Source organism: Streptomyces krungchingensis (genome assembly GCF_054729265.1).
Genome location: NZ_JBPUKY010000001.1, coordinates 6,764,324 through 6,783,148, shown reverse-complemented (window position 1 = coordinate 6,783,148; position 18,825 = coordinate 6,764,324). Strand labels below are relative to the sequence as shown.

The following is an 18,825-nucleotide window of genomic DNA, read 5'->3' as shown; positions in this document are numbered from 1 at the left end:
GGCGAGGACCGGCCGCGGTGCCCGCACACTCGTCGTCCGCCCGGCGCTTCTTCCCGGATCCCCGGGGTGCCGGGCGGGTCAATACACCTAGCGGACGGAACAGTCCGCCAGGTGGTCGTTCACCAGGCCGCAGGCCTGCATCAGCGCGTAGGCCGTGGTCGGGCCGACGAACCGTATGCCGCGCTTCTTGAGTGCCTTGGACAGGGCGGTCGACTCGTCGGTGACGGCAGGCACGTCGGCCAGGGTCCTCGGGGCCGGGCGGGCGGCCGGGTCCGGGGCGAACGACCAGATCAGCTCGTCCAGCTCGCCCGCCGCCCAGTCGGCCAGCACGCGCGCGTTGGCCACGGTCGCCTCGATCTTGGCGCGGTTGCGGATGATGCCGGGGTCGGCGAGGAGGCGCTCCTTGTCGGCGTCCGTGAACGTCGCGACCTTGGCGATCTCGAAACCGGCGAAGGCGGCCCGGAAGCCTGGGCGGCGGCGCAGGATGGTGATCCAGGACAGGCCGGACTGGAAGGCCTCCAGGCACAGCCGCTCGTACAGCGCGTCGTCGCCGTGGACGGGGCGGCCCCACTCGTCGTCGTGGTAGGCGACGTAGTCCTCGGTCGACAGGGCCCAGGGGCAGCGCAGGGCTCCGTCGGGGCCGGCGAGTGCGTCGCTCACCGGGAGTCCTCCTCGGTGTCCTTGTGCAGCGAGGGGCCGGGGGTCGCGCGGGCGCCGGCGAGCGCGGACTCCAGGTCGGCGATGCGGGAGTCCCGCTCGGAGATCTCGGCGCCGAGGCGGACGAGCGCGTCGTCGACGTCGGCCATGCGGTAGCCGCGCAGGGCGACGGGGAAGCGCAGCGCGTCCACGTCGGTGCGGTTCACCGGCCGGTCCTGGGGCAGCGGGTCGGCGAGCAGTTCGGGCGTGGCCTCGGGCAGGGGCGCGCTCTCGCCGCCGCCCACGACGGACAGGGTCACCGCGGCGACCACGACGGCGAGCGCGACGACCAGGAACAAGAACATGTACATCGCTGAGGTCCCCACGCTCTGGTGCCGGCACGGGCGCGCCGACGCGGAAGTACGGAAGCTGAAACTGTCAGGGTCAGATCGTGCCATGCGAGTCTGACAGTTAGGGTCGCAGGCGGCTCATCGGCGGAACTTACTGGGAGAGGTCACAGGGGATGCTCAGGCTGGGCAGGCGTGAATTCGGCACGCACGAGCCGGTGATCATGGCGATCGTGAACCGGACCCCGGACTCCTTCTACGACCAGGGAGCCACCTTCCGCGACGAGCCGGCGCTCGCGCGCGTGGAGCAGGCGGTGGCCGAGGGCGCCGCGATCATCGACATCGGCGGGGTCAAGGCGGGGCCGGGCGAGGAGGTCACGGCCGAGGAGGAGGCACGGCGCACGGTCGGTTTCGTGGCCGAGGTCCGCCGGCGCTTCCCGGACGTGGTCATCAGCGTCGACACCTGGCGGCACGAGGTGGGCGAGGCGGTCTGCGAGGCGGGCGCCGATCTGCTGAACGACGCGTGGGGCGGGGTCGATCCGCGGCTGGCGGAGGTGGCCGCGCGGTACGGGGCGGGGCTGGTGTGCACCCACGCCGGCGGGGCCGAGCCGCGTACGCGTCCGCACCGGGTCGCGTACGACGACGTCATGGCCGACATCCTGCGGGTGACCGTGGGGCTCGCCGAGCGGGCGGTGGAGCTGGGGGTGCCGCGGGAGTCCGTCCTCATCGACCCGGGGCACGACTTCGGCAAGAACACCCGGCACAGCCTGGAGGCGACGCGGCGGCTGGCCGAGATGACCGGTACGGGGTGGCCGGTGCTGGTCTCCCTGTCCAACAAGGACTTCGTCGGGGAGACGCTCGACAAGCCGGTGAAGGAGCGGGTGCTCGGGACGCTGGCGACGACCGCCGTGTCGGCGTGGCTGGGTGCCCAGGTGTACCGCGTCCACGAGGTCGCGGAGACCCGGCAGGTGCTGGACATGGTGGCGTCGATCGCGGGGCACCGGGCCCCGGCGGTCGCCCGGCGGGGGCTGGCGTAGGGGCGCTCGCCCCCACGCCGCCCGCGGGAGCTACCTGCCCGCCTCCTTCGACACCAGGGCCACCGCCTCTTCCACCTCGTCGGTCAGGTGGAAGAGCATCAGGTCCTTCTCCGAGGCCTTGCCCTGCGCGATGAGGGTGTTCCTGAGCCAGTCGACGAGGCCGCCCCAGTAGGCCGTGCCGAACAGGACGATCGGGAAGCGGGTGACCTTCTGGGTCTGGACGAGGGTGAGGGCCTCGAAGAGTTCGTCGAGGGTGCCGAGGCCGCCGGGCAGCACCACGAACCCCTGGGCGTACTTGACGAACATCATCTTGCGGACGAAGAAGTACCGGAAGTTGAGGCCGATGTCGACGTAGGGGTTGAGGCCCTGTTCGAAGGGGAGCTCGATGCCGAGGCCGACGGAGATGCCCTTCGCCTCGCAGGCACCCTTGTTGGCGGCTTCCATGGCGCCGGGGCCGCCGCCGGTGATCACGGCGAAGCCGGCCTCGACCAGGCCGCGGCCGAGGGCGACGCCCGTCTCGTACTCGGACGAGTCCACCGGGGTACGGGCCGAACCGAACACGCTGATGGCGGGCGGGAGTTCCGCCAGCGTGCCGAAGCCTTCGATGAACTCCGACTGGATGCGCAGCACCCGCCAGGGGTCGGTGTGCACCCAGTCGGACGGACCGCCCGCGTCGAGCAGCCGCTGGTCCGTGGTGCTCGCCTGCACCTGGTCCCGCCTGCGCAGCACCGGTCCCAGCCGCTGCTCCTCCGGTGGCCGCTTCTTGCCCTCGGGGTTGCCAGTAGCCATGTCCGCTCCCTCCGCATCGGGGTCTTACCCGGCCCGGTCCAAGCCGGAGACCGGGGAAGGCCGTTCCGCCCCAGCGTAGATCCACGCCGGTTACGGAGGGGGGACGCGAGCATGTCCGCCATGAACCGCCGTCGAGTACGGCTCAGGCGGTGAGCCAGGCCCTCAACCGCTCCTCGCCCGCGAGGATCTTGGCCGTTTCGACCCTTTCATCACGCTTGTGCGCCAAGTGCGGGTTGCCCGGACCATAATTCACCGCGGGGACGCCGAGGGCGCTGAAGCGGGAGACGTCCGTCCAGCCGTACTTCGGCTGCGGGGTCCCGCCGACCGCCTCGATGAACGCGGCGGCGGCCGGGTGGGAGAGCCCGGGGAGGGCGGCGCCGCTGTGGTCGTCGACGACGAACTCCTCGACACCGCAGTCCGCGAAGACCTCGCGGACGTGCGCGACGGCCTCCTCCTCGGTGCGGTCGGGCGCGTAGCGGAAATTGACGGTCACCACGCACTCGTCGGGGATGACGTTGCCGGCGACGCCGCCGGAGACGGCCACCGCGTTCAGGCCCTCGCGGTACTCGAGGCCGTCGATGACGGGGTAGCGGGGCCGGTACTCGGCGAGCCGGGCCAGGATCGGGGCGGCCGAGTGGATCGCGTTCGAGCCCATCCAGCTGCGGGCGGAGTGGGCGCGCTCGCCCGTCGTCCTGAGCAGCACCCGCAGCGTGCCCTGGCAGCCGCCCTCGACCTGGCCGTCCGAGGGCTCCAGGAGGACGGCGAAGTCGCCCTCCAGCCAGTCGGGGTGGGCCTCCGCCACGTGCTTCAGACCGTTCAGGTCCGCCGCGACCTCTTCGTTGTCGTAGAAGACGAAGGTGAGATCGCGGTTGGGGGCGGGAACGGTGGCCGCGATGCGGAGCTGGACGGCCACGCCCGACTTCATGTCGCAGGTGCCGCAGCCCCACAGCACGCCGTCCTCGTCGAGGCGGGAGGGGACGTTGTCGGCGATGGGCACGGTGTCGATGTGGCCGGCGAGGATCACGCGCTCGGCGCGGCCCAGGTTCGTCCGCGCGACGACGTTGTTGCCGTACCGGTCGACCGTCAGGTGCGGCAGGGCGCGCAGGGCGGCCTCGACGGCGTCGGCGAGCGGCTTCTCGCTGCCGCTCTCCGAGGGGAAGTCGACGAGCTGGGCGGTGAGCCGGGCGGCGTCGAGGGTGAGGTCAAGCGGGGTGTCGGCCATGGCGTCGACCCTAGCGTTTCCGGTCCGTGACCCCGCTCCGCGGCCGCAGGCGGCCGGTCGCCCCGGGCGGCTCAGAAGTTGTCCACAACCCCAGGTACCACCGACAGGACCCTCCAGTACCTTGTACGTCGTGTCAGAGCCGTCCCCCGCACCCGTCCGGCGCGGCCGCCTCCTCCGTTCCGGGGCGGCCGTCGTGGTCCTGCTCGCGCTCGCGGGCTATCTCGCCGTGCAGTACCTCACGGGAGGCACCGGCGCGCCGAGATGCAAGGTGGTCTCGGGCAAGGGCGACGGCGCGTCGTACGAGTTCACCCCGGAGCAGGCGGTGAACGCGGCGACGATCTCCGCGGTGGGCACCTCCCGGGGCATGCCCGAGCGCGCGGTGGCGATCGCCCTGGCCACGGCGCTCCAGGAGTCCGGCCTACGCAACATCACCCACGGCGACCGGGACTCGCTCGGCCTGTTCCAGCAGCGGCCCTCGCAGGGCTGGGGCACGACGAAGCAGATCATGGACCCGACGTACTCGGCGGGGATCTTCTACGAGCACCTGGCGAAGGTGCCGGGCTATTCGCGGCTGCCGCTCACCGTCGCGGCGCAGCGGGTGCAGCGCAGCGGCTATCCCCAGGCGTACGCGAAGCACGAGCCGGACGCCACCCTGCTCGCCGCGGCCCTGACCGGCCGCGCGGCGGCCACGCTGACCTGCGAGGGACGCCCGGACGCGACCGAGGCGGGCGGTTCGGACTCGGTGCGGACCGCGCTCGTACGGGACTTCGGACGCGATGTGCTCCAGGAGGCGGGTGCCGACGTGGGCGCCGCCGGTGCGTCCGCCGCGCCGTCGGCCGCCGCGTCCACTCCGGCGACGGGCGGCAGCCGGACCGTGACCGTCCCCGTGCGCGAGGGGACCTCCTCCAGCGCGGACGCCGCCCGGCGCGGCTGGGAGCTGGCGCACTGGGCCGTGGCGAACTCCTCGGCGCTGCACATCGACCGGGTGTCGTACGCCGGACGCGAGTGGACCGCCGGCAGCACCGAGGGCGAGTGGCGCACGACAGGTGCGCAGGGAAGCCCGGCCGCGGGGAAGGCCGCCGCCGAGGTCCGGATCGTCACTGCGCAGTAGTACGGCACCTCACCCGTCCGGGGGACTCGCTCCGTGTGACTCCGCCGATGTGCGCAGGTTTTCGCGCGGTCACCCCCGCCACCGCCGAATCCCTTGAGAACAAAGGGCGGTAAGGATTCGGCAGACTTTCCGACCGGGTGCCCTTTGCCCGCTTTTATCCGCAGCCGATAATGCGACGCATTGCCAACTCTTTACGTCGGGCCACCGCAACCTTCGCGGGCTTCGAGCGGTAGTCACTGCGTCCGACGCCCAGAACGATCACCGGCAGCCAGCCGGTCAACTGCCGGGCTCGGGTGGACACTTCCCCGTTCTCTCCCGTCTAAGGAGCATCATGTCCCTCCCCCTGACCCGCCGGATCGCCCGCGCCGCGCTGCTCATCGCAGCGGGAGCGGCGCCCGTGGTCGGTGCGGCCGGCTCCGCCAGCGCTGCGGCCGAACTCCCGGCCACCCCCAACCTCGGCGGGCTGACCGCCCTGGACGGGGCGAGCGTCGGCAACACCGTCGACGGTGCGGCACGGAACGTCACCGGGCTCGCGGGCGACACCGGCGGCAAGGCGGTCAAGAAGGCCGTGCCCGCCGCGGGCAAGACCGGTGGGAAGGTCGCCAAGAAGGCGACGCCGGCCGCGCAGAAGGCGGCCGGCGACGCGGCGGGGCAGGCCGGCGGCCTGCTCGGCGACACCACGAAGACGGCGACCGGTGGTGGCCTGCCGACGGACGCGGTCACCAAGGGCGGGCTGCCGACCGGCCAGCTGCCGCTGAAGGGGCTGCCGCTCGGCTGACCACCGGGCCGGTACGCCTGATCCGAGGCCGGTACGACGGAGGGGTCCGGGGAGCTGTCCCCGGACCCCTCCGCGTTGCCCGGCCGCGGGCTCAGGCCTGGCGGGACAGTCGCTCGACCGCCGCGGCGACCCGCTCGTCCGAAGCCGTCAGGGCGACCCGCACGAACGTCTCGCCCGCCGTGCCGTAGAAGTCGCCGGGGGCGACCAGGATGCCCAGCTCGGCCAGGTGGGCCACCGTGTCCCAGCAGGACTCGTCGCGGGTGGCCCAGAGGTAGAGGCTCGCCTCGCTGTGCTCGATGCGGAAGCCGTGGCCGAGCAGCGCGTCACGCAGCGCGGTGCGCCGGGCGGCGTAGCGCTCGCGCTGCTCACGGACGTGGGTGTCGTCCGAGAGGGCGGCGACCACCGCGGCCTGGGTCGGCGCGGACGTCATCATGCCGCCGTGCTTGCGGATCTGGAGGAGTTCGCCGAGGACGGCGGGGTCGCCCGCGAGGAAGGCGGCACGATAGCCGGCCAGGTTCGAGCGCTTCGAGAGGGAGTGCACCGAGACGATCCCCTCGTAGGAACCGCCGCACACGTCCGGGTGCAGCACCGAGACCGGGTCCGCCTCCCAGCCCAGCTCGATGTAGCACTCGTCGGAGAAGACCAGCACGCCGTGCTCGCGGGCCCAGGCGACGATCCGGGTCAGCTCCTCCTTGGACAGGACCCGGCCGGTGGGGTTCGACGGCGAGTTGAGCCACAGCAGCTTCAGACCCGTCGGGTCCAGTTCGGTGGGGTCGTCGTAGACGACGTGCTCGGCCCGGGCCAGCCGCGCCCCGACCTCGTACGTCGGGTACGCGAGGCGCGGGTGGGCGACCTTGTCGCCGGGGCCGAGGCCCAGCTGCGTCGGCAGCCAGGCCACGAGCTCCTTGGAGCCCACGACGGGCAGCACATGGCGGTGGGTGACGTCCCGCGCCCCGAGGCGCCGCTCCACCCAGCCCGTGAGCGCGTCCCGCAGCTCGGGCGTGCCCCACACGGTGGGATAGCCCGGCGAGTCCGCGGCCGCGACCAGAGCCTTCTGGATCAGCTCGGGCACCGGGTCGACCGGGGTGCCGACGGACAGGTCGACGATGCCGCCCGGGTGAGCGGCGGCCGTCGCCTTGTAGGGCTCCAGCTTGTCCCAGGGGAAGGTGGGAAGCCGGTCGGAGACTGCGGACACGGGATCGGGCTCACTTTCTCGTACGTACGACCCGTACGTATCGCTGGTACTCGCTGTGCTCGCCGCGGGCCGTACCCGTCGCGCGCGGCGCACGCGCCCGGTACGGCAAACGCCTCGGTCCCGTACGGCGACCGGAACGATCCGGCCGTACGGGACCGAGGCGGTGCGTGTGCGAGCCGCTTACTGGTTCTGCGGCGGCAGCGCTGCGACGAAGGGGTGGTCGCGCTCGATCAGACCGAGCTTGCTGGCGCCGCCGGGCGAGCCGAGCTCGTCGAAGAACTCGACGTTCGCCTTGTAGTAGTCCTTCCACTCTTCGGGAGTGTCGTCCTCGTAGAAGATCGCCTCGACCGGGCACACCGGCTCACAGGCTCCACAGTCGACGCATTCGTCCGGGTGGATGTACAAGGACCGGGAGCCCTCGTAGATGCAGTCGACCGGGCACTCCTCGATGCACGCCTTGTCCTTGACGTCGACACAAGGCTGCGCGATGACGTAGGTCACGCTGTCGTTCCTCCTCGATAGGGCGCTGGCGGGCCTCTTCAGGCTCCGCCGCCTGGCGCGCGGGAGCGCGGCGTCGTCGATGCCCGCCCCTAGTATCTCCGTTCTTGGGCATGATCCGAACAGGAGGGGTGAACTGACCTGTGGAAATCTCGTCGTCCGGCCGCCTTGAGGTCCGTATCACCGCTGCTGACGTGGGAAAACGTGTCTCGGTACGACGCTTGAGCGACGATGGAGACACGGGAGAGAAGTTCACCGACACGGTCGGTGTTCTCACATCATGGGACAACGGTGTGCTGCTGATCACACGGCGGACCGGCGAACGTGTCCGGATCACGGAATCCTCGCTGGTCGCGGGCAAGGTCGTGCCGGCCGCCCCGGCGCGTCGGCGGGGCCCCGCGGCCTCGTACGAGGAGCTGGCGCGGGTCTCCGCGCGGGCCTGGCGGCCGGTGGAGAGCGAGCGGCTCGGCGGATGGGAGCTGCGGGCCGCCGCCGGGTTCACCCGGCGGGCCAATTCCGTGCTGCCCCTCGGGGACCCCGGCATGCCGCTGGACGACGCGCTGGCGTACGCGAGCGCCTGGTACACCGCCCGTGACCTGCCCGCCTACGTCCAGACCGCGACCGGGGCCGAGGGCACGCAGGAGCTGCTGTGCGCGGACCTGGAGGAGCGCGGCTGGGTCCGTGAGGTGACGGCCGGCCTGTGGATCGGCTCACTCGCGCCGATCGGGGACCGGGACGCGCCGGGCGTCACGCTCTCGCGCACGGCCGACGACGCCTGGCTGGGCCGCTACCAGCGCAAGGGCCTCGGCGAGGTGGCGCTGAAGGTGTTGGGCAGCGGGCCCTCCGTGTGGTTCGCGACCGTGCCGGGCGAGGAGGGCGCGGGGCCCGCCGCGATCGGCCGCTGCGTGGTGGACGGCCGCTGGGCCGGGTTCGCCGCCGTCGAGGTCGACCCGGCGCACCGGCGCAGGGGCCTGGGCACCGCCGTGATGGCCGCCCTGGCCCGCCGGGCCCTGGACGAGGGTGCCTCGGCCGCCTGGCTCCAGGTGGAGGACGACAACGCGGCCGCACGTGCGCTGTACACCGGGATGGGCTTCGGGCCCCACCACTCCTACCACCACTACCGCCGGGGCGCGGACGCCGGAGCGGCCGGGCACGGTTTCGGCCCCGCCGAGCCGTATCGATCGGCGTGAAGGGGCACGAGTCCGGCATGCGTTGCTCTCCACAGCCACCGGAACCGGAGCGGGCCGCCGAGGTGCGACGGCTCTTCGCCGAGGAGGCCCGGACCGAACGGCCGGACCTGTCGATGCTGTGCCTGCTGATCGGGGCGGCGGCCGACGGGACGCTCGACGAGGCCGGGACGGACGCGGCGCAGATCGAGCTGGACCGGCTGGCGGGGCTGCTGCCGTTCCGTCCGGGCGGGCCGCGGTCCTGGGCCGCCGCCCTCGCCGAACTGCTGGGCGGGCGCTGCGGGTTCCACGGCTCGCCGGCCGACTACCAGCGGCTGGAGTCCTCCCTGCTGCACGAGGTGCTGATGCGGCACCGCGGGCTGCCCATCCTGCTCTCCGTGGTGTGGATGGAGGTGGCGCGACGGGCCGGCGCGCCGGTGTACGGGGTCGCCCTGCCCGGTCACTTCGTCGTGGGCTTCGGACCGGCCGAGCAGCAGGTGCTCGCCGATCCCTTCGACGGCGGGCGGGTCCTGACCGGCCCGGACGCCGAGCTGCTCGTCGCGGGGGCGACCGGCGCGCCCCTCGACCCGTCGATGCTCTCCCCCGCCGACCCGCTCGACGTCGTCCTGCGCGTCCTGAACAACATCCGGGCCTGGGCGGCCCCCCGTCCGGAGCGCTCCGACGTGTCGCTGTGGGCCGTCGAGCTGTCCCTCCTGCTGCCCGCGCACCCGGCGCGGCTGCGCTACGAGCGGGCCCAGCTCCTGGTCAAGCGCGGCGACTTCCTGGGTGGGGCCACCGAACTCGACGCGTACGCCGACGTGGTGGCCGCCGTCGACGAGCCGGCCGCGGTCCGGGTGCGCCACCAGGCCGACGCGGCACGGGCGATGCTCAACTGACCGGGCCTACAGCCAGCCCTTCTCGCGGGCGATCCGTACCGCTTCCGCCCTGTTGCGGACCGCCAGCTTCTGGATGGCGGTGGACAGGTAGTTGCGGACGGTGCCCTGGGAGAGGTGGAGGGCGGCCGCCAGCTCGGCGTTGGTGGAGCCGTCGGCGGCGGCGCGCAGCACCTCACGCTCCCGGTCGGTCAGCGGGTTGGCCCCCTCGGCGAGCGCCGCGGCCGCGAGGGTCGGGTCGATGACCCGCTCTCCGTCCAGCACCTTCCGTACCGCCGCCGCGAGTTGGGCCGCGGGGGCGTCCTTCACCAGGAAGGCGTCCGCGCCGGACTCCATGGCGCTGCGCAGATAGCCGGGGCGGCCGAACGTCGTCAGGATGAGCAACTTGACGTCCGGGAGGGCCGCGTGGACCTCGGCCGCCGCCTCGATGCCCGTCCTGCCCGGCATCTCGATGTCGAGGAGCGCGACGTCGACGTCGTGCTCGCGGGCGGCGGCCAGCACCTCGTCGCCGCGCGCCACCTGGGCGACCACCTCGATGTCCGGTTCCAGGCCCAGCAGGGCTGCCAGCGCCTCGCGGACCATCGACTGGTCCTCGGCGAGCAGGACCTTGATCGTGCGGCTCATGCACCGGATCCTACGGGGTCGTCCGCGGCGTCCGCGCCTGCCTCCGCCCCCGTCAGCGGCACCCGCGCGACCAGCCGGAAACCGTGCCGCACCCGGCCGGCCTCCAGGGTGCCGCCCGCCTTCTCCAGGCGTTCGGTCAGCCCGGTCAGACCGTTGCCGTGCGAGCCGCCGGAGCCGCCGGAACCGTCGTCCTCCACGGACAGTTCGAGCACCGGACCGTCCAGCGTCTGACGGCGCAGGAGCTCCACCGTGCAGCGCCGGGCCCCGCTGTGCCGTACGACGTTGGTGACCGCCTCGCGCAGCGCCCAGGCGAGCGCCGACTCGCTCTCCTCGGGCACGCCGGTGAGATCGGGTTCGACCGGCAGGTCGGCCCGCACGCCCGCCGCGGTCAGCGCGACCTGGGTGCCGGCGAGTTCACCCGCGAGCCGGGGCCGGCGGTAGCCGGTGACCGCCTCGCGCACGTCGACGAGGGCCTGGCGGCTGACCTGTTCGATGTCGGCGACCTGCTGGGCCGCCTTCTCCGGGTGGTCGGGAAGCATCCGCCCGGCCAGTTCGCTCTTCAGCGTGATCAGCGACAGCGAGTGCCCGAGCAGGTCGTGCAGATCTCTGGCGAGCCGCAACCGCTCCTCGTTGGCGGCGAGTTGGGCCACCGTGGCGCGGGCCTCGCGCAGCGCGATGGTCGTCCGCAGGAGCTCGCGCACGCCGGTCATGGCGAACCCGCCGAGGAAGGCGGGGATGAGCAGTCCCGCCAGATAGGCCCTGCCGCCCGGGACGATCAGGGCGACCGTCGTCAGCACGGCCGCCACGGCCGGGATGGTCAGGCGCGCCCAGCGCAGCGGGAGGGCCGCGCCGGCCGCGATGGCCACGTACACGAACAGGACGAGCCATTCCCGTCCCAGCGTGAGGGAGAGGACGGCCGCCTGCGTCGCGAGGGCGCCCAGGGAGCCGAGCACCATGCTGTTGCCGTCCCCGCGCCCCGTGCGGAAGACGAGGGCGCCGTACCAGAGCACGAAGGCGATCAGGCCGATCCAGCCGAGCACCACGACACCGGTGCTGTGTCCGCCGTGCACGAGGTCGCTGACCGGCGCGCTCAGGTAGACGAGCCAGATGCCGGTCCACACGACCTTGACGATCTGCTGCTTGCGGTTCTGCGGGCGCTGCCCGATGCCGACGCTGCTCACGCCTTCAGCGTGTCCTTCCGGTACAGCCAGGCCGCGCCGCCCACGAACAGGACGAAGGAGACGGCGAGGATGGCGAGGTCCTTCGCGTGCGGGGCGTCGCCGAGTTCGATGGCCTGCCCGAGGGCAGCGTACGCGTGCGTGGGCAGCCACTTGGCGATGTTCTGCAGCCAGTCGGGGAAGGTGGTGGTGGGCATCCACAGGCCACCGAGCATCGACAGGCCGAAGTAGGTGATCATCGTGATCGGGCGGACCACGTCACCGCTGGCGAGGTAGCCGATGGCGACGCCGAGCGCGGCGAAGACGAGGCTCCCGGCCCAGATGGCGAGGGTGAGGGCGATCCACTGCCAGGCGTCCAGCCGTACGTTCTTCACGGCCGCGGCGACCACGAAGACGATCACGATCGAGGGCAGGCTGATCACGGCGGCGCTCGCCGTCTTCGCGAACACATAGCCGCGGCCCGGCAGCGTGGTGAGCCTCAACTGCCGTACCCAGCCGCTCTCGCGCTCCTTGGCGATGCGCTCGCTGTTGCCCATCAGGACGGCGGTCAGGGCGCCGAAGGACGCCATGGAGACCATGAAGAAGGTCGGCAGGTTCAGGCCCGTCCCGTCGACCTCGGTCGTGCTGTCGGCGCTGCCCGCGATCAGCAGGAACAGGGCCGAGGGGTAGATCACCGAGAAGAACAGGAACTTGCGGTTGCGCAGGGCGCGGGTGATCTCCAGCTTGATCAGGCTGTTCACTTCGCCTTCGCCTCCTCGGCGGCCGTGATGGCGACGAAGGCCTGCTCGAGACCGAGCCCGGACACTTCGAGGTTGCGGGGGTAGACGCCGAGCCCGTACAGCGCGTGCACGGTCGCGTCGGCGTCGGAGGACTGGATGCGGACGGTCTGCCCGGACACGTCGACGGACGTCAGGAAGGGCAGCGCACGCAGCGGGCTCTCGTCGATCGGACCCTCCAGGTCGAAGGAGATCCGGCGGGCGCCGGCCTTCGCCTTGATCTCCGCCGCGGTGCCGTCGGCCAGCAGCCGGCCCCGGTGCAGGACGAGCACCCGGTCGGCTATCGCGTCGGCCTCCTCCAGGTAGTGCGTGGCGAACAGGACCGTGCGCCCCTGGTCGGCCTGTTCGCGCATGGTCGCCCAGAAGGACTGGCGGGCGGAGACGTCCATGCCGGTGGTGGGCTCGTCGAGCACGATCAGGTCGCTGTCGCCCGCGGTCGCGAGGGCGAAGCGGACGCGCTGTGCCTGGCCGCCGGAGAGCTTGTTGACCTTGCGGTCGGCAATCGCGGAGATCCCGGCCCGGGCGAGGACGTCCTGGACGCGGAAGGGCTTCGGGTGCAGGTCGCACGCGAGCTTCACCAGCTCGCCCACCGTGACCTCGTCCATCAGCCCGCCGCTCTGCAGCATGGCGCCCACCCGGCCGCCGACGATGGCCTCGCGCGGGCTGGTGCCGAAGACGCGGACCGCACCGCTGTCGGCCTGCTTGAGGCCGAGGAGGAGGTCGAGGGTGGTGGACTTGCCCGCGCCGTTGGGGCCCAGCAGGGCGACGGTCTCGCCCGGGTGCAGGTCGAGGGTCAGCCCGTCCACGGCCCGTACGCTGCCGTAGGTCTTGGTCACCGATTCGAAGCCGACCACCGAGGTGGCGGTCGCCGCAGTCGTTGTCATGGCATCCATCGTGGCGACGGACAGGGTGCCCGGGGCAGTGCAGCTTGTCGTCTCTCGGAGATGACAGATGTCATGTGCGGCGGGTGGCACACCACTTCGCGCCGCGCGTGGTCCCGGTCGTGCGAAAGGGGGGCCCGGTCGTGACCGGGCCCCCCTTCCAACCGGCTCGGGACTAGTTCGGGTCGGTCTCGATGACCGCGACGCGGTTGGTCTTGCTCATGAGCGCCTGGCGGAGGGCACCGTAGACGTCCTGCGGCGTGACGGGCGTCTTCTTGCCGTTGGCCCGGGTGATCAGCACCCCGTCGAACGTCTGCCCGTACAGCTCCTTCAGGGCGTTCAGGTCCGGCTTGTCGGTCAGCTTGCCGTCGGGGGTCGCTTCCACCCGGAGGAACTTCCACAGCGAGTTCTGCGGGCTCAGCGGGATCGAGTGCGCCGCGTCCGTCTGCACGGTCACGTTGGCCGACATCGCCGGCTTCGCGAACTTCGCCATCATCCGGTCGACCTCGGCGTTCGCGACCTTCGGCTGACGTGTCGTGGTGGCGACCTTCACCGCAGTGGTCGTGCCGGTCTCCACCTGGGCGCGGTACGCGTCCTGCACGGCCTGGGTCGAGGAGGCCGCGTCGACGCCCTTGCCCGCCTTGCCGTACACGGGGACGGCCTTGCCGGACACGAACTTGATCGTGCCGTCCTGCATCGACCCGGAGCCGCCCGCGACGCCCTCCAGCGCGGCCTGGAGCTTCTCCTCGTCGACCGGCATCACGGGCTCGACCACGCGCTCCTGGCCGAACAGCGACCCGATCACCGAGACGGGGTTGTAGTCGCTGCCCGCCGCGGCACGGACCGTGGCCTGGCTGTCGAGCTGGAGCCCGGCCTGGTCCGGCTTGAGGGTGACGGTGTCGCCGTCGACCGACAGCTTGAGCGCCGTGTTCGTGCGGTCGCCGAGGGCGTCGTCGAGCTTCCTGACGGCGTCGTCGCGGGTGCCGCCGCCGATGTCGACGCCGAGCACGGTGGTGCCCTTGGGCACGTCCGAGTGGTTCATCAGGAGGCCGGCGCCGTAGGCACCGCCGACGAGGACCACCACGAGGACGCCGAGGAGGGCCGGCTTGTTGCGGCCCTTCTTCTTGGCCGGCTTCGACGAGGCCGGGGGCTGCTGGACCGGCTCGGGCAGCTTCGGCGGGGTGTGCGGCAGCGGTCCGTCGGTGTGCGCGCCCGGCGCGAACGGTGCGTTCTGCGCGGACGGCACGACGGGGATGCCGCTGGTCAGGGTGTGGCCGGAGACGTTGTCCCCGGGGGCGCCGTAGCCGCCGGGGCCCGGCTCGGGGGCCGGCTTCTGCGGCGTGAGGATCGCGGTGTCGTCGCTCAGGCCGCCGCTGAGGCCGCCGGGTACGGCACCGGGGGCACCGGAGCCGCCCGGAGCACCGGGTCCGCCCGGCCCCGGCCTCGCGGCCAGGCTGCCGGGCGCCGCGCCGGGACCGGCGGGCGGCACCATCGGGCCGTCCCCGGTGACCGGGCCGCCGGTCGGGCCCGCGGGTCCGCCCTGGCCGTTCTCCGCGAAGTACGGGAGCTCGTCGCGGCGCGGCTCGGAGCCGCCCGCGCCGACGGCGGGGAAGGAGCCGGTGCTGCCGAGCGCTCCGGAGACGTCGAAGGAACCGGTGCCGCCGCCGTGGCCGGGGGCCACGGGTCCGGCGCCGGTGGCGCCGGGCAGCCCGGCACCGTTCGTGCCGCCGGGGCGGGGAGGGTTCGCCCCGCCGCCGCGCCGGGCTCCGCCGGAGGCGCCGGCCTGGGGACCCGGCCGCGCACCGTTCTGGCCGCCGGTGCGTCCGCCCTGCGCCGGCGCGGCGGTCGAACCGCCGGTGACGCCCGCTCCGTTGGTGGATCCGCCGCCCGGCCCGCCCTTGGGCGCACCGGACTTGCGGGGCGCGAACCAGTCGCTCGCCTTCTCCTCGGCCGCCGCGGGCGCGGCGCCGGACTGATCGGCGGCCGCCGGCGCGGGGGCGGAGCCGGCGGCGGGCGCGGGCGAACCGGCGCTCCGCGGCGGCTCCGCGGGGTTCCCGCTGCCGTCGGCGGTGTCGGCGGACGTGTCCGCGTCCGCGACGGGTGTGCGCACGACGACGGGCGGGATGGGCCGCGATCCGGGGATGTTGATCCGGATGCGCGTCGTCAGCGTTGTCTCGGTCTTGCGCTCCTCCGGCGGGTTGCCGGCGGCCGAACGGCCCGCGTCGGCACCGCTCTGGGAAGCCGTGGGGGTCCCGTACGGCGGCGTCCCCGACGGGTACGCGGCTCCACCGCGGCCGTTGGGCCCGGAGGACGAACTGTCAGTTTCACGACTCAAGGCAGGTTCTCCCGGTTGGCTCCACCGCCCGTTTACTCGACCTCATCTCGGGCAGCTCGGCGGCGCGCACCACCATACTGGCCGTGTCCGGCGCGCAAACCTCGCCCGCGAAGGAAACCCGCACGGGACCCGCACCTGTCCGATGCGGCGAAGTGGTACGTCACTTGCCAAGTCGGACGTCGGAGGCGTCCGGTTGCCGCCCCTGACCGAGGGTGGCGCACATCACAGCGACAGCCATGCCACCGAGCAGGAAGAGGTAGGAGACAAGTCCCGCGCCGAACAGGAAGTCGCCCTCGGGGCGGCTGGCGGTGAGCAGGATGACGGCCACCAGCCAGCCGGCCGCGGGTGCGACGGCCCCGGCACGTGTGCCGGTCGCCCGGCTGCCTCCGAGGAAGAGTCCGGCCGCGCCCGCGAGCGCGAGCAGCAGTCCGAGGGGGAACCAGCCGGACTGCACCAGCGCCCCGGCGGCGCCCACGAGGGCGCCGAGCAGAAAGAGCGCCAGATGGGCGGCGATCCGCCCGGCGGAGGGCCGCGTCAGCGGCTGCGCGAGCATGTTCCCGCGCTGTCCGGTCGTACTCATCGCGCGTCCGCTTCCTCTCGGTCGATCCCCGCGAACAGGTCGGTCTCCCGCGTCCCGGGCCGCTCCCCGCTCACCAACTCGTAGTACTCGGTGGTGAAGAGCGGCTGCGCCAGCTGGTTCGAGAGGACGAACCAGGGCTCGGACACCTCGATCTGGGTGGCGTGGGCCCGCATGGCGGCCGCCTTGGCGGCGGCGTACGCGGTTCCGTCGATCTCGGTGGTGATCGCCGTGTCGTCGACGACACCCGGGACGTCGGCGAGGTCGGCGGACCGGCTGAACGGCAGCTCCGGGAGCGCCTCCCGCAGTCGCGCGAACGCCTGCTCGCCCACGGAGCGCGGCACCCGGTTCCAGTAGACCTTGGTGATCTCCCAGGGGTCGCCGAGATCGCGGCGGAAGGCGGTCCCTGCGGCGAGCTCGGCGGCGCGCACGGCCACGCGGTGGGCCTTGATGTGGTCGGGGTGCCCGTATCCGCCGTCGGGGTCGTAGGTGACGAGCACCTGGGGGCGCACCTCGCGGATCACGGCGACGAGGTCGCAGGCGGCCTCGTCGAGGTCGGCGGACCAGAAGGCACCGGCGCGACGGTTCTGTTCGACACCCATCATCCCGGAGTCGCGATGGCGCCCCTGGCCGCCCAGGAACCGGTGGTCGGTGACGCCCAGTTCCTTCATGGCGGCGGCCAGCTCGCCGGCCCGGTACGGTCCGAGCCCGCCCTCGCGGTCGGGCGCCAGGTGGGCGAGTCCGGGCGGGATGACCTCGCCCTCCTCGCCGAGGGTGCAGGTCACCAGCGTCACCTGGGCGCCCTCGGCCGCGTACTTGGCCATGGTCGCGCCGTTGTTGATCGACTCGTCGTCCGGGTGCGCGTGCACCAGGAGCAGACGCCGGTCGGGCAGTTCCGTCATGGAACCCACCCTACGAGGCGGCCGCCCCGCCGGGCGTCTCCCGTCCTTCGGTCAGCCTGCGGCATCGGGGACACGCGCGTCCTCCGGTGGGTGCCCCGGCCGGCGCTCGGGGCGGGCTGGTGGCGGGGCGGGCCGACAGGGCAGCGGCTTCGCATCAGGATGACGTCCGAAGATCGGATCGACAGTCACGGCAGAGGCCGCGCGCCGGGGCGCGGAAGGCACGCTCGCAGCCGTCGCAGGTCTGGAGCGGGTGCCGGACGTCCGGTGACGCGGCGGGCGCGCGGAACGGCGGAGGAGGCGGTAGCCGGGCGGAGATGCGGTGCGCCAGTAGGGCGGCCGGGCGCCGGAGCCCCTCGGACGGCAGGTCTCCGGTCAGCGCGTGGCGTACGGCGACGGGGCTGACGTCGCGCTCCAGCCAGGCGGCGACGCCGGGCGCGAGGTGGGCCGTGTCGCTGATGGAGAGCAGCAGGCGGGGGTCGTGGCGGCGGAGGTCCGCGAGAACGTCTGCGGCAGCCTGGAGGAGGGCGGGAGAGGGGCAGGCGGGGCGTGGTACGGCGGGGAGCGGCTTGCGGGGTACGTGCCGCTCGCTCGCCTCCTGCTTCTCGCGCGCCCTGTGCATGGTGTCGGCCTCGCGTCTCCCGTGCCTTTGCGGGGCCGTTGCCGGACGGGCAGGGGCGGGGCCCGGTTCGGGCATGTCCTCGCCCCGTCGTCCCGGCTGGTTGCAGGAGACCGTGCGGGTGACGATCCGGCCGCCGGGGACGCGTTCGCGCGTACGGCGCAGGTAGCCGTGGGCTTCGAGCTCGCGCAGGGCGGCGGCGATGCGGGTCACACCCTCGGGGAAGCGGCGGGCGAGGGTCTTGATGTCGACGGGGGCGCCGGCGGGAAGGGACTGGATGTGGGCGCCGAGGCCGATCGCGAGTCCGGACAGCTCCGGGTGCTGGGCGAGGTGGTTGCCGATCACCGTGAAGCGCGTGGTGTGCCGGGTGTTGTCGTGGACGAGTCCGCCGGTGTGAGGGCGCTGCGGGGGGTTGTTCCCCGCAATGCGGGACCGGGCGCGCGGGGGCGCGCTAGGGTTCTGCGTATCCATCGGGAAGCTCTCTTCTTCCTCGGTGGTCAGGCCCTCGCACTGGGATTGGCGTCCCGGCGGGGGCCGTCGCATGTCTGCTGCCGTGTCGCGCTGAGCGTAGGGCAAGCAACCGGTCGCGAATCCAGCCGAGTTGGCGATGTTCACACGCGCGAGTGAGTTTGCCCGGCGGGCGGGAGGGGTGGGCTCGGTCGGGTTCTTTCACCGGAGTGGTTCTTGGAAAAGACCGCGCGCCGCACCGAAGCACGGCCGGCCGGGTTCCGGTGCGCGATCGACTTCCGCCCACACCGTCTTGCGCGGGGACGGTCCCGGCACTACGCGCCGCCGGTCGGCCGAGGTGTCCACCGGAACGAGGCCACGGCCGGGCCCGGCGTCGGCCGGCAGGCGTCGAGCCGAGCACCGTGAGAGCGCGGAACAGCACGGGCAGGAGTGGGCTCCGGCCGGTGGCCTCGCAAAGCCCTGGCCCCCAGGCCCGCTCAGAACTTGATGCTGCCGATCATCCCCGCGATGTTCGTGGTCAGCTCGTTGATCGTGGGAGCGACCGTCGAGGAGGCGAGGTAGAAACCGAGCAGGACACACACGATGGCGTGGGCGGCCTTCAGTCCTGACTTCTTCACCAGGATGAAGACGATGATCGCCAGCAGCACCACCGCCGAAATCGAGAGTGCCACGGCGGTTCACCTCCAAAGATCCCAGGGACATGGGGGGTCGGACATGGGGGTCGTAAATACATACGGAAGCCAGCAGGTTCATACCCACGCAGCGCTAGTGATCATAACTATCCGTACGCGCGCAT

20 protein-coding genes are annotated in these 18,825 nt (G+C 72.8%); 5 read left to right on the top strand and 15 right to left on the bottom strand.

The genetic code is table 11. The features are described 5' to 3' along the window. Nucleotides 1-87 precede the first annotated feature (87 nt). Nucleotides 88-660: a DNA-3-methyladenine glycosylase I gene (locus ACSYGO_RS29890; RefSeq protein ID WP_432174184.1), complete on the bottom strand. Its 573-nt coding sequence runs from the start codon at nt 658-660 to the stop codon at nt 88-90. Then, nucleotides 657-1,007 carry a DivIVA domain-containing protein gene (locus tag ACSYGO_RS29885; RefSeq protein WP_028801968.1) on the bottom strand — a complete coding sequence of 117 codons (351 nt, stop codon included), beginning with the start codon at nt 1,005-1,007 and terminating at the stop codon, nt 657-659. Before ACSYGO_RS29885 ends, ACSYGO_RS29890 begins: the two co-directional genes overlap by 4 nt. Before the next feature lie 152 nt (nt 1,008-1,159). Here ACSYGO_RS29885 and folP point away from each other — a divergent pair, with 152 nt between their 5' ends. Beyond that, nucleotides 1,160-2,020 carry a dihydropteroate synthase gene (gene folP, locus ACSYGO_RS29880; RefSeq protein ID WP_426680051.1) on the top strand — a complete coding sequence of 287 codons (861 nt, stop codon included), beginning with the start codon at nt 1,160-1,162 and terminating at the stop codon, nt 2,018-2,020. Nucleotides 2,021-2,050: 30 nt separating this feature from the next. Here folP and ACSYGO_RS29875 read toward each other — a convergent pair whose 3' ends face one another. Beyond that, on the bottom strand, nt 2,051-2,809 hold the full coding sequence (locus tag ACSYGO_RS29875; protein ID WP_426680052.1) for an LOG family protein: 759 nt from the start codon (nt 2,807-2,809) through the stop codon (nt 2,051-2,053). Nucleotides 2,810-2,951: 142 nt separating this feature from the next. After that, the gene (dapE, locus tag ACSYGO_RS29870) at nt 2,952-4,031 is read right to left on the bottom strand and encodes a succinyl-diaminopimelate desuccinylase (protein WP_426680053.1); all 1,080 of its coding nucleotides are present in this window, start codon (nt 4,029-4,031) and stop codon (nt 2,952-2,954) included. Nucleotides 4,032-4,161: 130 nt separating this feature from the next. Between dapE and ACSYGO_RS29865 the strand changes: the two genes are divergently transcribed. Continuing rightward, the gene (locus ACSYGO_RS29865) at nt 4,162-5,142 is read left to right on the top strand and encodes a heavy metal transporter (RefSeq protein ID WP_432174182.1); all 981 of its coding nucleotides are present in this window, start codon (nt 4,162-4,164) and stop codon (nt 5,140-5,142) included. A 331-nt stretch (nt 5,143-5,473) separates the two neighbouring features. Further along, nucleotides 5,474-5,920: an ATP-binding protein gene (locus ACSYGO_RS29860; RefSeq protein WP_426680055.1), complete on the top strand. Its 447-nt coding sequence runs from the start codon at nt 5,474-5,476 to the stop codon at nt 5,918-5,920. 91 nt (nt 5,921-6,011) lie between these two features. Here the strand turns inward: ACSYGO_RS29860 and ACSYGO_RS29855 are convergent, their stop codons facing one another. Further along, entirely contained in the window at nt 6,012-7,115 is a 1,104-nt protein-coding gene (locus tag ACSYGO_RS29855; RefSeq protein ID WP_432174180.1) for a bifunctional succinyldiaminopimelate transaminase/glutamate-prephenate aminotransferase, read from the bottom strand. A gap of 180 nt (nt 7,116-7,295) precedes the next feature. Beyond that, entirely contained in the window at nt 7,296-7,616 is a 321-nt protein-coding gene (gene fdxA, locus ACSYGO_RS29850; protein WP_019058397.1) for a ferredoxin, read from the bottom strand. Between the two features lie 140 nt (nt 7,617-7,756). Here fdxA and ACSYGO_RS29845 point away from each other — a divergent pair, with 140 nt between their 5' ends. Together ACSYGO_RS29845 and ACSYGO_RS29840 are read left to right on the top strand one after the other, a co-directional pair. Continuing rightward, nucleotides 7,757-8,803: a GNAT family N-acetyltransferase gene (locus ACSYGO_RS29845; protein ID WP_460388305.1), complete on the top strand. Its 1,047-nt coding sequence runs from the start codon at nt 7,757-7,759 to the stop codon at nt 8,801-8,803. A 17-nt stretch (nt 8,804-8,820) separates the two neighbouring features. Beyond that, entirely contained in the window at nt 8,821-9,675 is an 855-nt protein-coding gene (locus tag ACSYGO_RS29840; protein WP_432174178.1) for a transglutaminase family protein, read from the top strand. 6 nt (nt 9,676-9,681) lie between these two features. Here the strand turns inward: ACSYGO_RS29840 and ACSYGO_RS29835 are convergent, their stop codons facing one another. From ACSYGO_RS29835 to ACSYGO_RS29795, 9 genes are all read right to left on the bottom strand, one after another. Next, the gene (locus tag ACSYGO_RS29835; RefSeq protein WP_028801960.1) at nt 9,682-10,296 is read right to left on the bottom strand and encodes a response regulator transcription factor; all 615 of its coding nucleotides are present in this window, start codon (nt 10,294-10,296) and stop codon (nt 9,682-9,684) included. Continuing rightward, nucleotides 10,293-11,477, bottom strand: coding sequence for a sensor histidine kinase (locus ACSYGO_RS29830; protein WP_432174177.1), 1,185 nt, complete (start codon nt 11,475-11,477; stop codon nt 10,293-10,295). The genes ACSYGO_RS29835 and ACSYGO_RS29830 overlap by 4 nt, the downstream gene beginning before the upstream one ends. Further along, nucleotides 11,474-12,214 carry an ABC transporter permease gene (locus ACSYGO_RS29825; RefSeq protein ID WP_460388303.1) on the bottom strand — a complete coding sequence of 247 codons (741 nt, stop codon included), beginning with the start codon at nt 12,212-12,214 and terminating at the stop codon, nt 11,474-11,476. Before ACSYGO_RS29825 ends, ACSYGO_RS29830 begins: the two co-directional genes overlap by 4 nt. Further along, on the bottom strand, nt 12,211-13,134 hold the full coding sequence (locus tag ACSYGO_RS29820; RefSeq protein ID WP_426680060.1) for an ABC transporter ATP-binding protein: 924 nt from the start codon (nt 13,132-13,134) through the stop codon (nt 12,211-12,213). Before ACSYGO_RS29820 ends, ACSYGO_RS29825 begins: the two co-directional genes overlap by 4 nt. A gap of 172 nt (nt 13,135-13,306) precedes the next feature. Next, entirely contained in the window at nt 13,307-15,466 is a 2,160-nt protein-coding gene (locus ACSYGO_RS29815; protein WP_460388302.1) for a hypothetical protein, read from the bottom strand. Between the two features lie 160 nt (nt 15,467-15,626). After that, the gene (locus ACSYGO_RS29810) at nt 15,627-16,046 is read right to left on the bottom strand and encodes a DUF6113 family protein (protein WP_426680062.1); all 420 of its coding nucleotides are present in this window, start codon (nt 16,044-16,046) and stop codon (nt 15,627-15,629) included. Beyond that, a complete protein-coding gene (gene mshB, locus ACSYGO_RS29805; protein WP_426680063.1) occupies nt 16,043-16,945 on the bottom strand; it encodes an N-acetyl-1-D-myo-inositol-2-amino-2-deoxy-alpha-D-glucopyranoside deacetylase in 903 nt (300 codons plus the stop codon). Before mshB ends, ACSYGO_RS29810 begins: the two co-directional genes overlap by 4 nt. Before the next feature lie 154 nt (nt 16,946-17,099). Then, the gene (locus tag ACSYGO_RS29800; protein WP_460388300.1) at nt 17,100-18,032 is read right to left on the bottom strand and encodes a helix-turn-helix domain-containing protein; all 933 of its coding nucleotides are present in this window, start codon (nt 18,030-18,032) and stop codon (nt 17,100-17,102) included. A 473-nt stretch (nt 18,033-18,505) separates the two neighbouring features. After that, entirely contained in the window at nt 18,506-18,700 is a 195-nt protein-coding gene (locus ACSYGO_RS29795; RefSeq protein WP_028801953.1) for a hypothetical protein, read from the bottom strand. Between the last annotated feature and the right edge of the window lie 125 nt (nt 18,701-18,825).

Excerpts from the sequence above, each read along its gene's own strand:
- ACSYGO_RS29885 (WP_028801968.1), bottom strand. The coding sequence starts at position 1,007 with ATGTACATGTTCTTGTTCCTGGTCGTCGCGCTCGCCGTCGTGGTCGCC.
- ACSYGO_RS29820 (WP_426680060.1), bottom strand. The coding sequence starts at position 13,134 with ATGACAACGACTGCGGCGACCGCCACCTCGGTGGTCGGCTTCGAATCG.
- ACSYGO_RS29800 (WP_460388300.1), bottom strand. The coding sequence starts at position 18,032 with ATGGATACGCAGAACCCTAGCGCGCCCCCGCGCGCCCGGTCCCGCATT.
- mshB (WP_426680063.1), bottom strand. The coding sequence starts at position 16,945 with ATGACGGAACTGCCCGACCGGCGTCTGCTCCTGGTGCACGCGCACCCG.
- folP (WP_426680051.1), top strand. The coding sequence starts at position 1,160 with ATGCTCAGGCTGGGCAGGCGTGAATTCGGCACGCACGAGCCGGTGATC.
- ACSYGO_RS29810 (WP_426680062.1), bottom strand. The coding sequence starts at position 16,046 with ATGAGTACGACCGGACAGCGCGGGAACATGCTCGCGCAGCCGCTGACG.
- ACSYGO_RS29835 (WP_028801960.1), bottom strand. The coding sequence starts at position 10,296 with ATGAGCCGCACGATCAAGGTCCTGCTCGCCGAGGACCAGTCGATGGTC.
- ACSYGO_RS29875 (WP_426680052.1), bottom strand. The coding sequence starts at position 2,809 with ATGGCTACTGGCAACCCCGAGGGCAAGAAGCGGCCACCGGAGGAGCAG.
- dapE (WP_426680053.1), bottom strand. The coding sequence starts at position 4,031 with ATGGCCGACACCCCGCTTGACCTCACCCTCGACGCCGCCCGGCTCACC.
- ACSYGO_RS29840 (WP_432174178.1), top strand. The coding sequence starts at position 8,821 with ATGCGTTGCTCTCCACAGCCACCGGAACCGGAGCGGGCCGCCGAGGTG.
- ACSYGO_RS29860 (WP_426680055.1), top strand. The coding sequence starts at position 5,474 with ATGTCCCTCCCCCTGACCCGCCGGATCGCCCGCGCCGCGCTGCTCATC.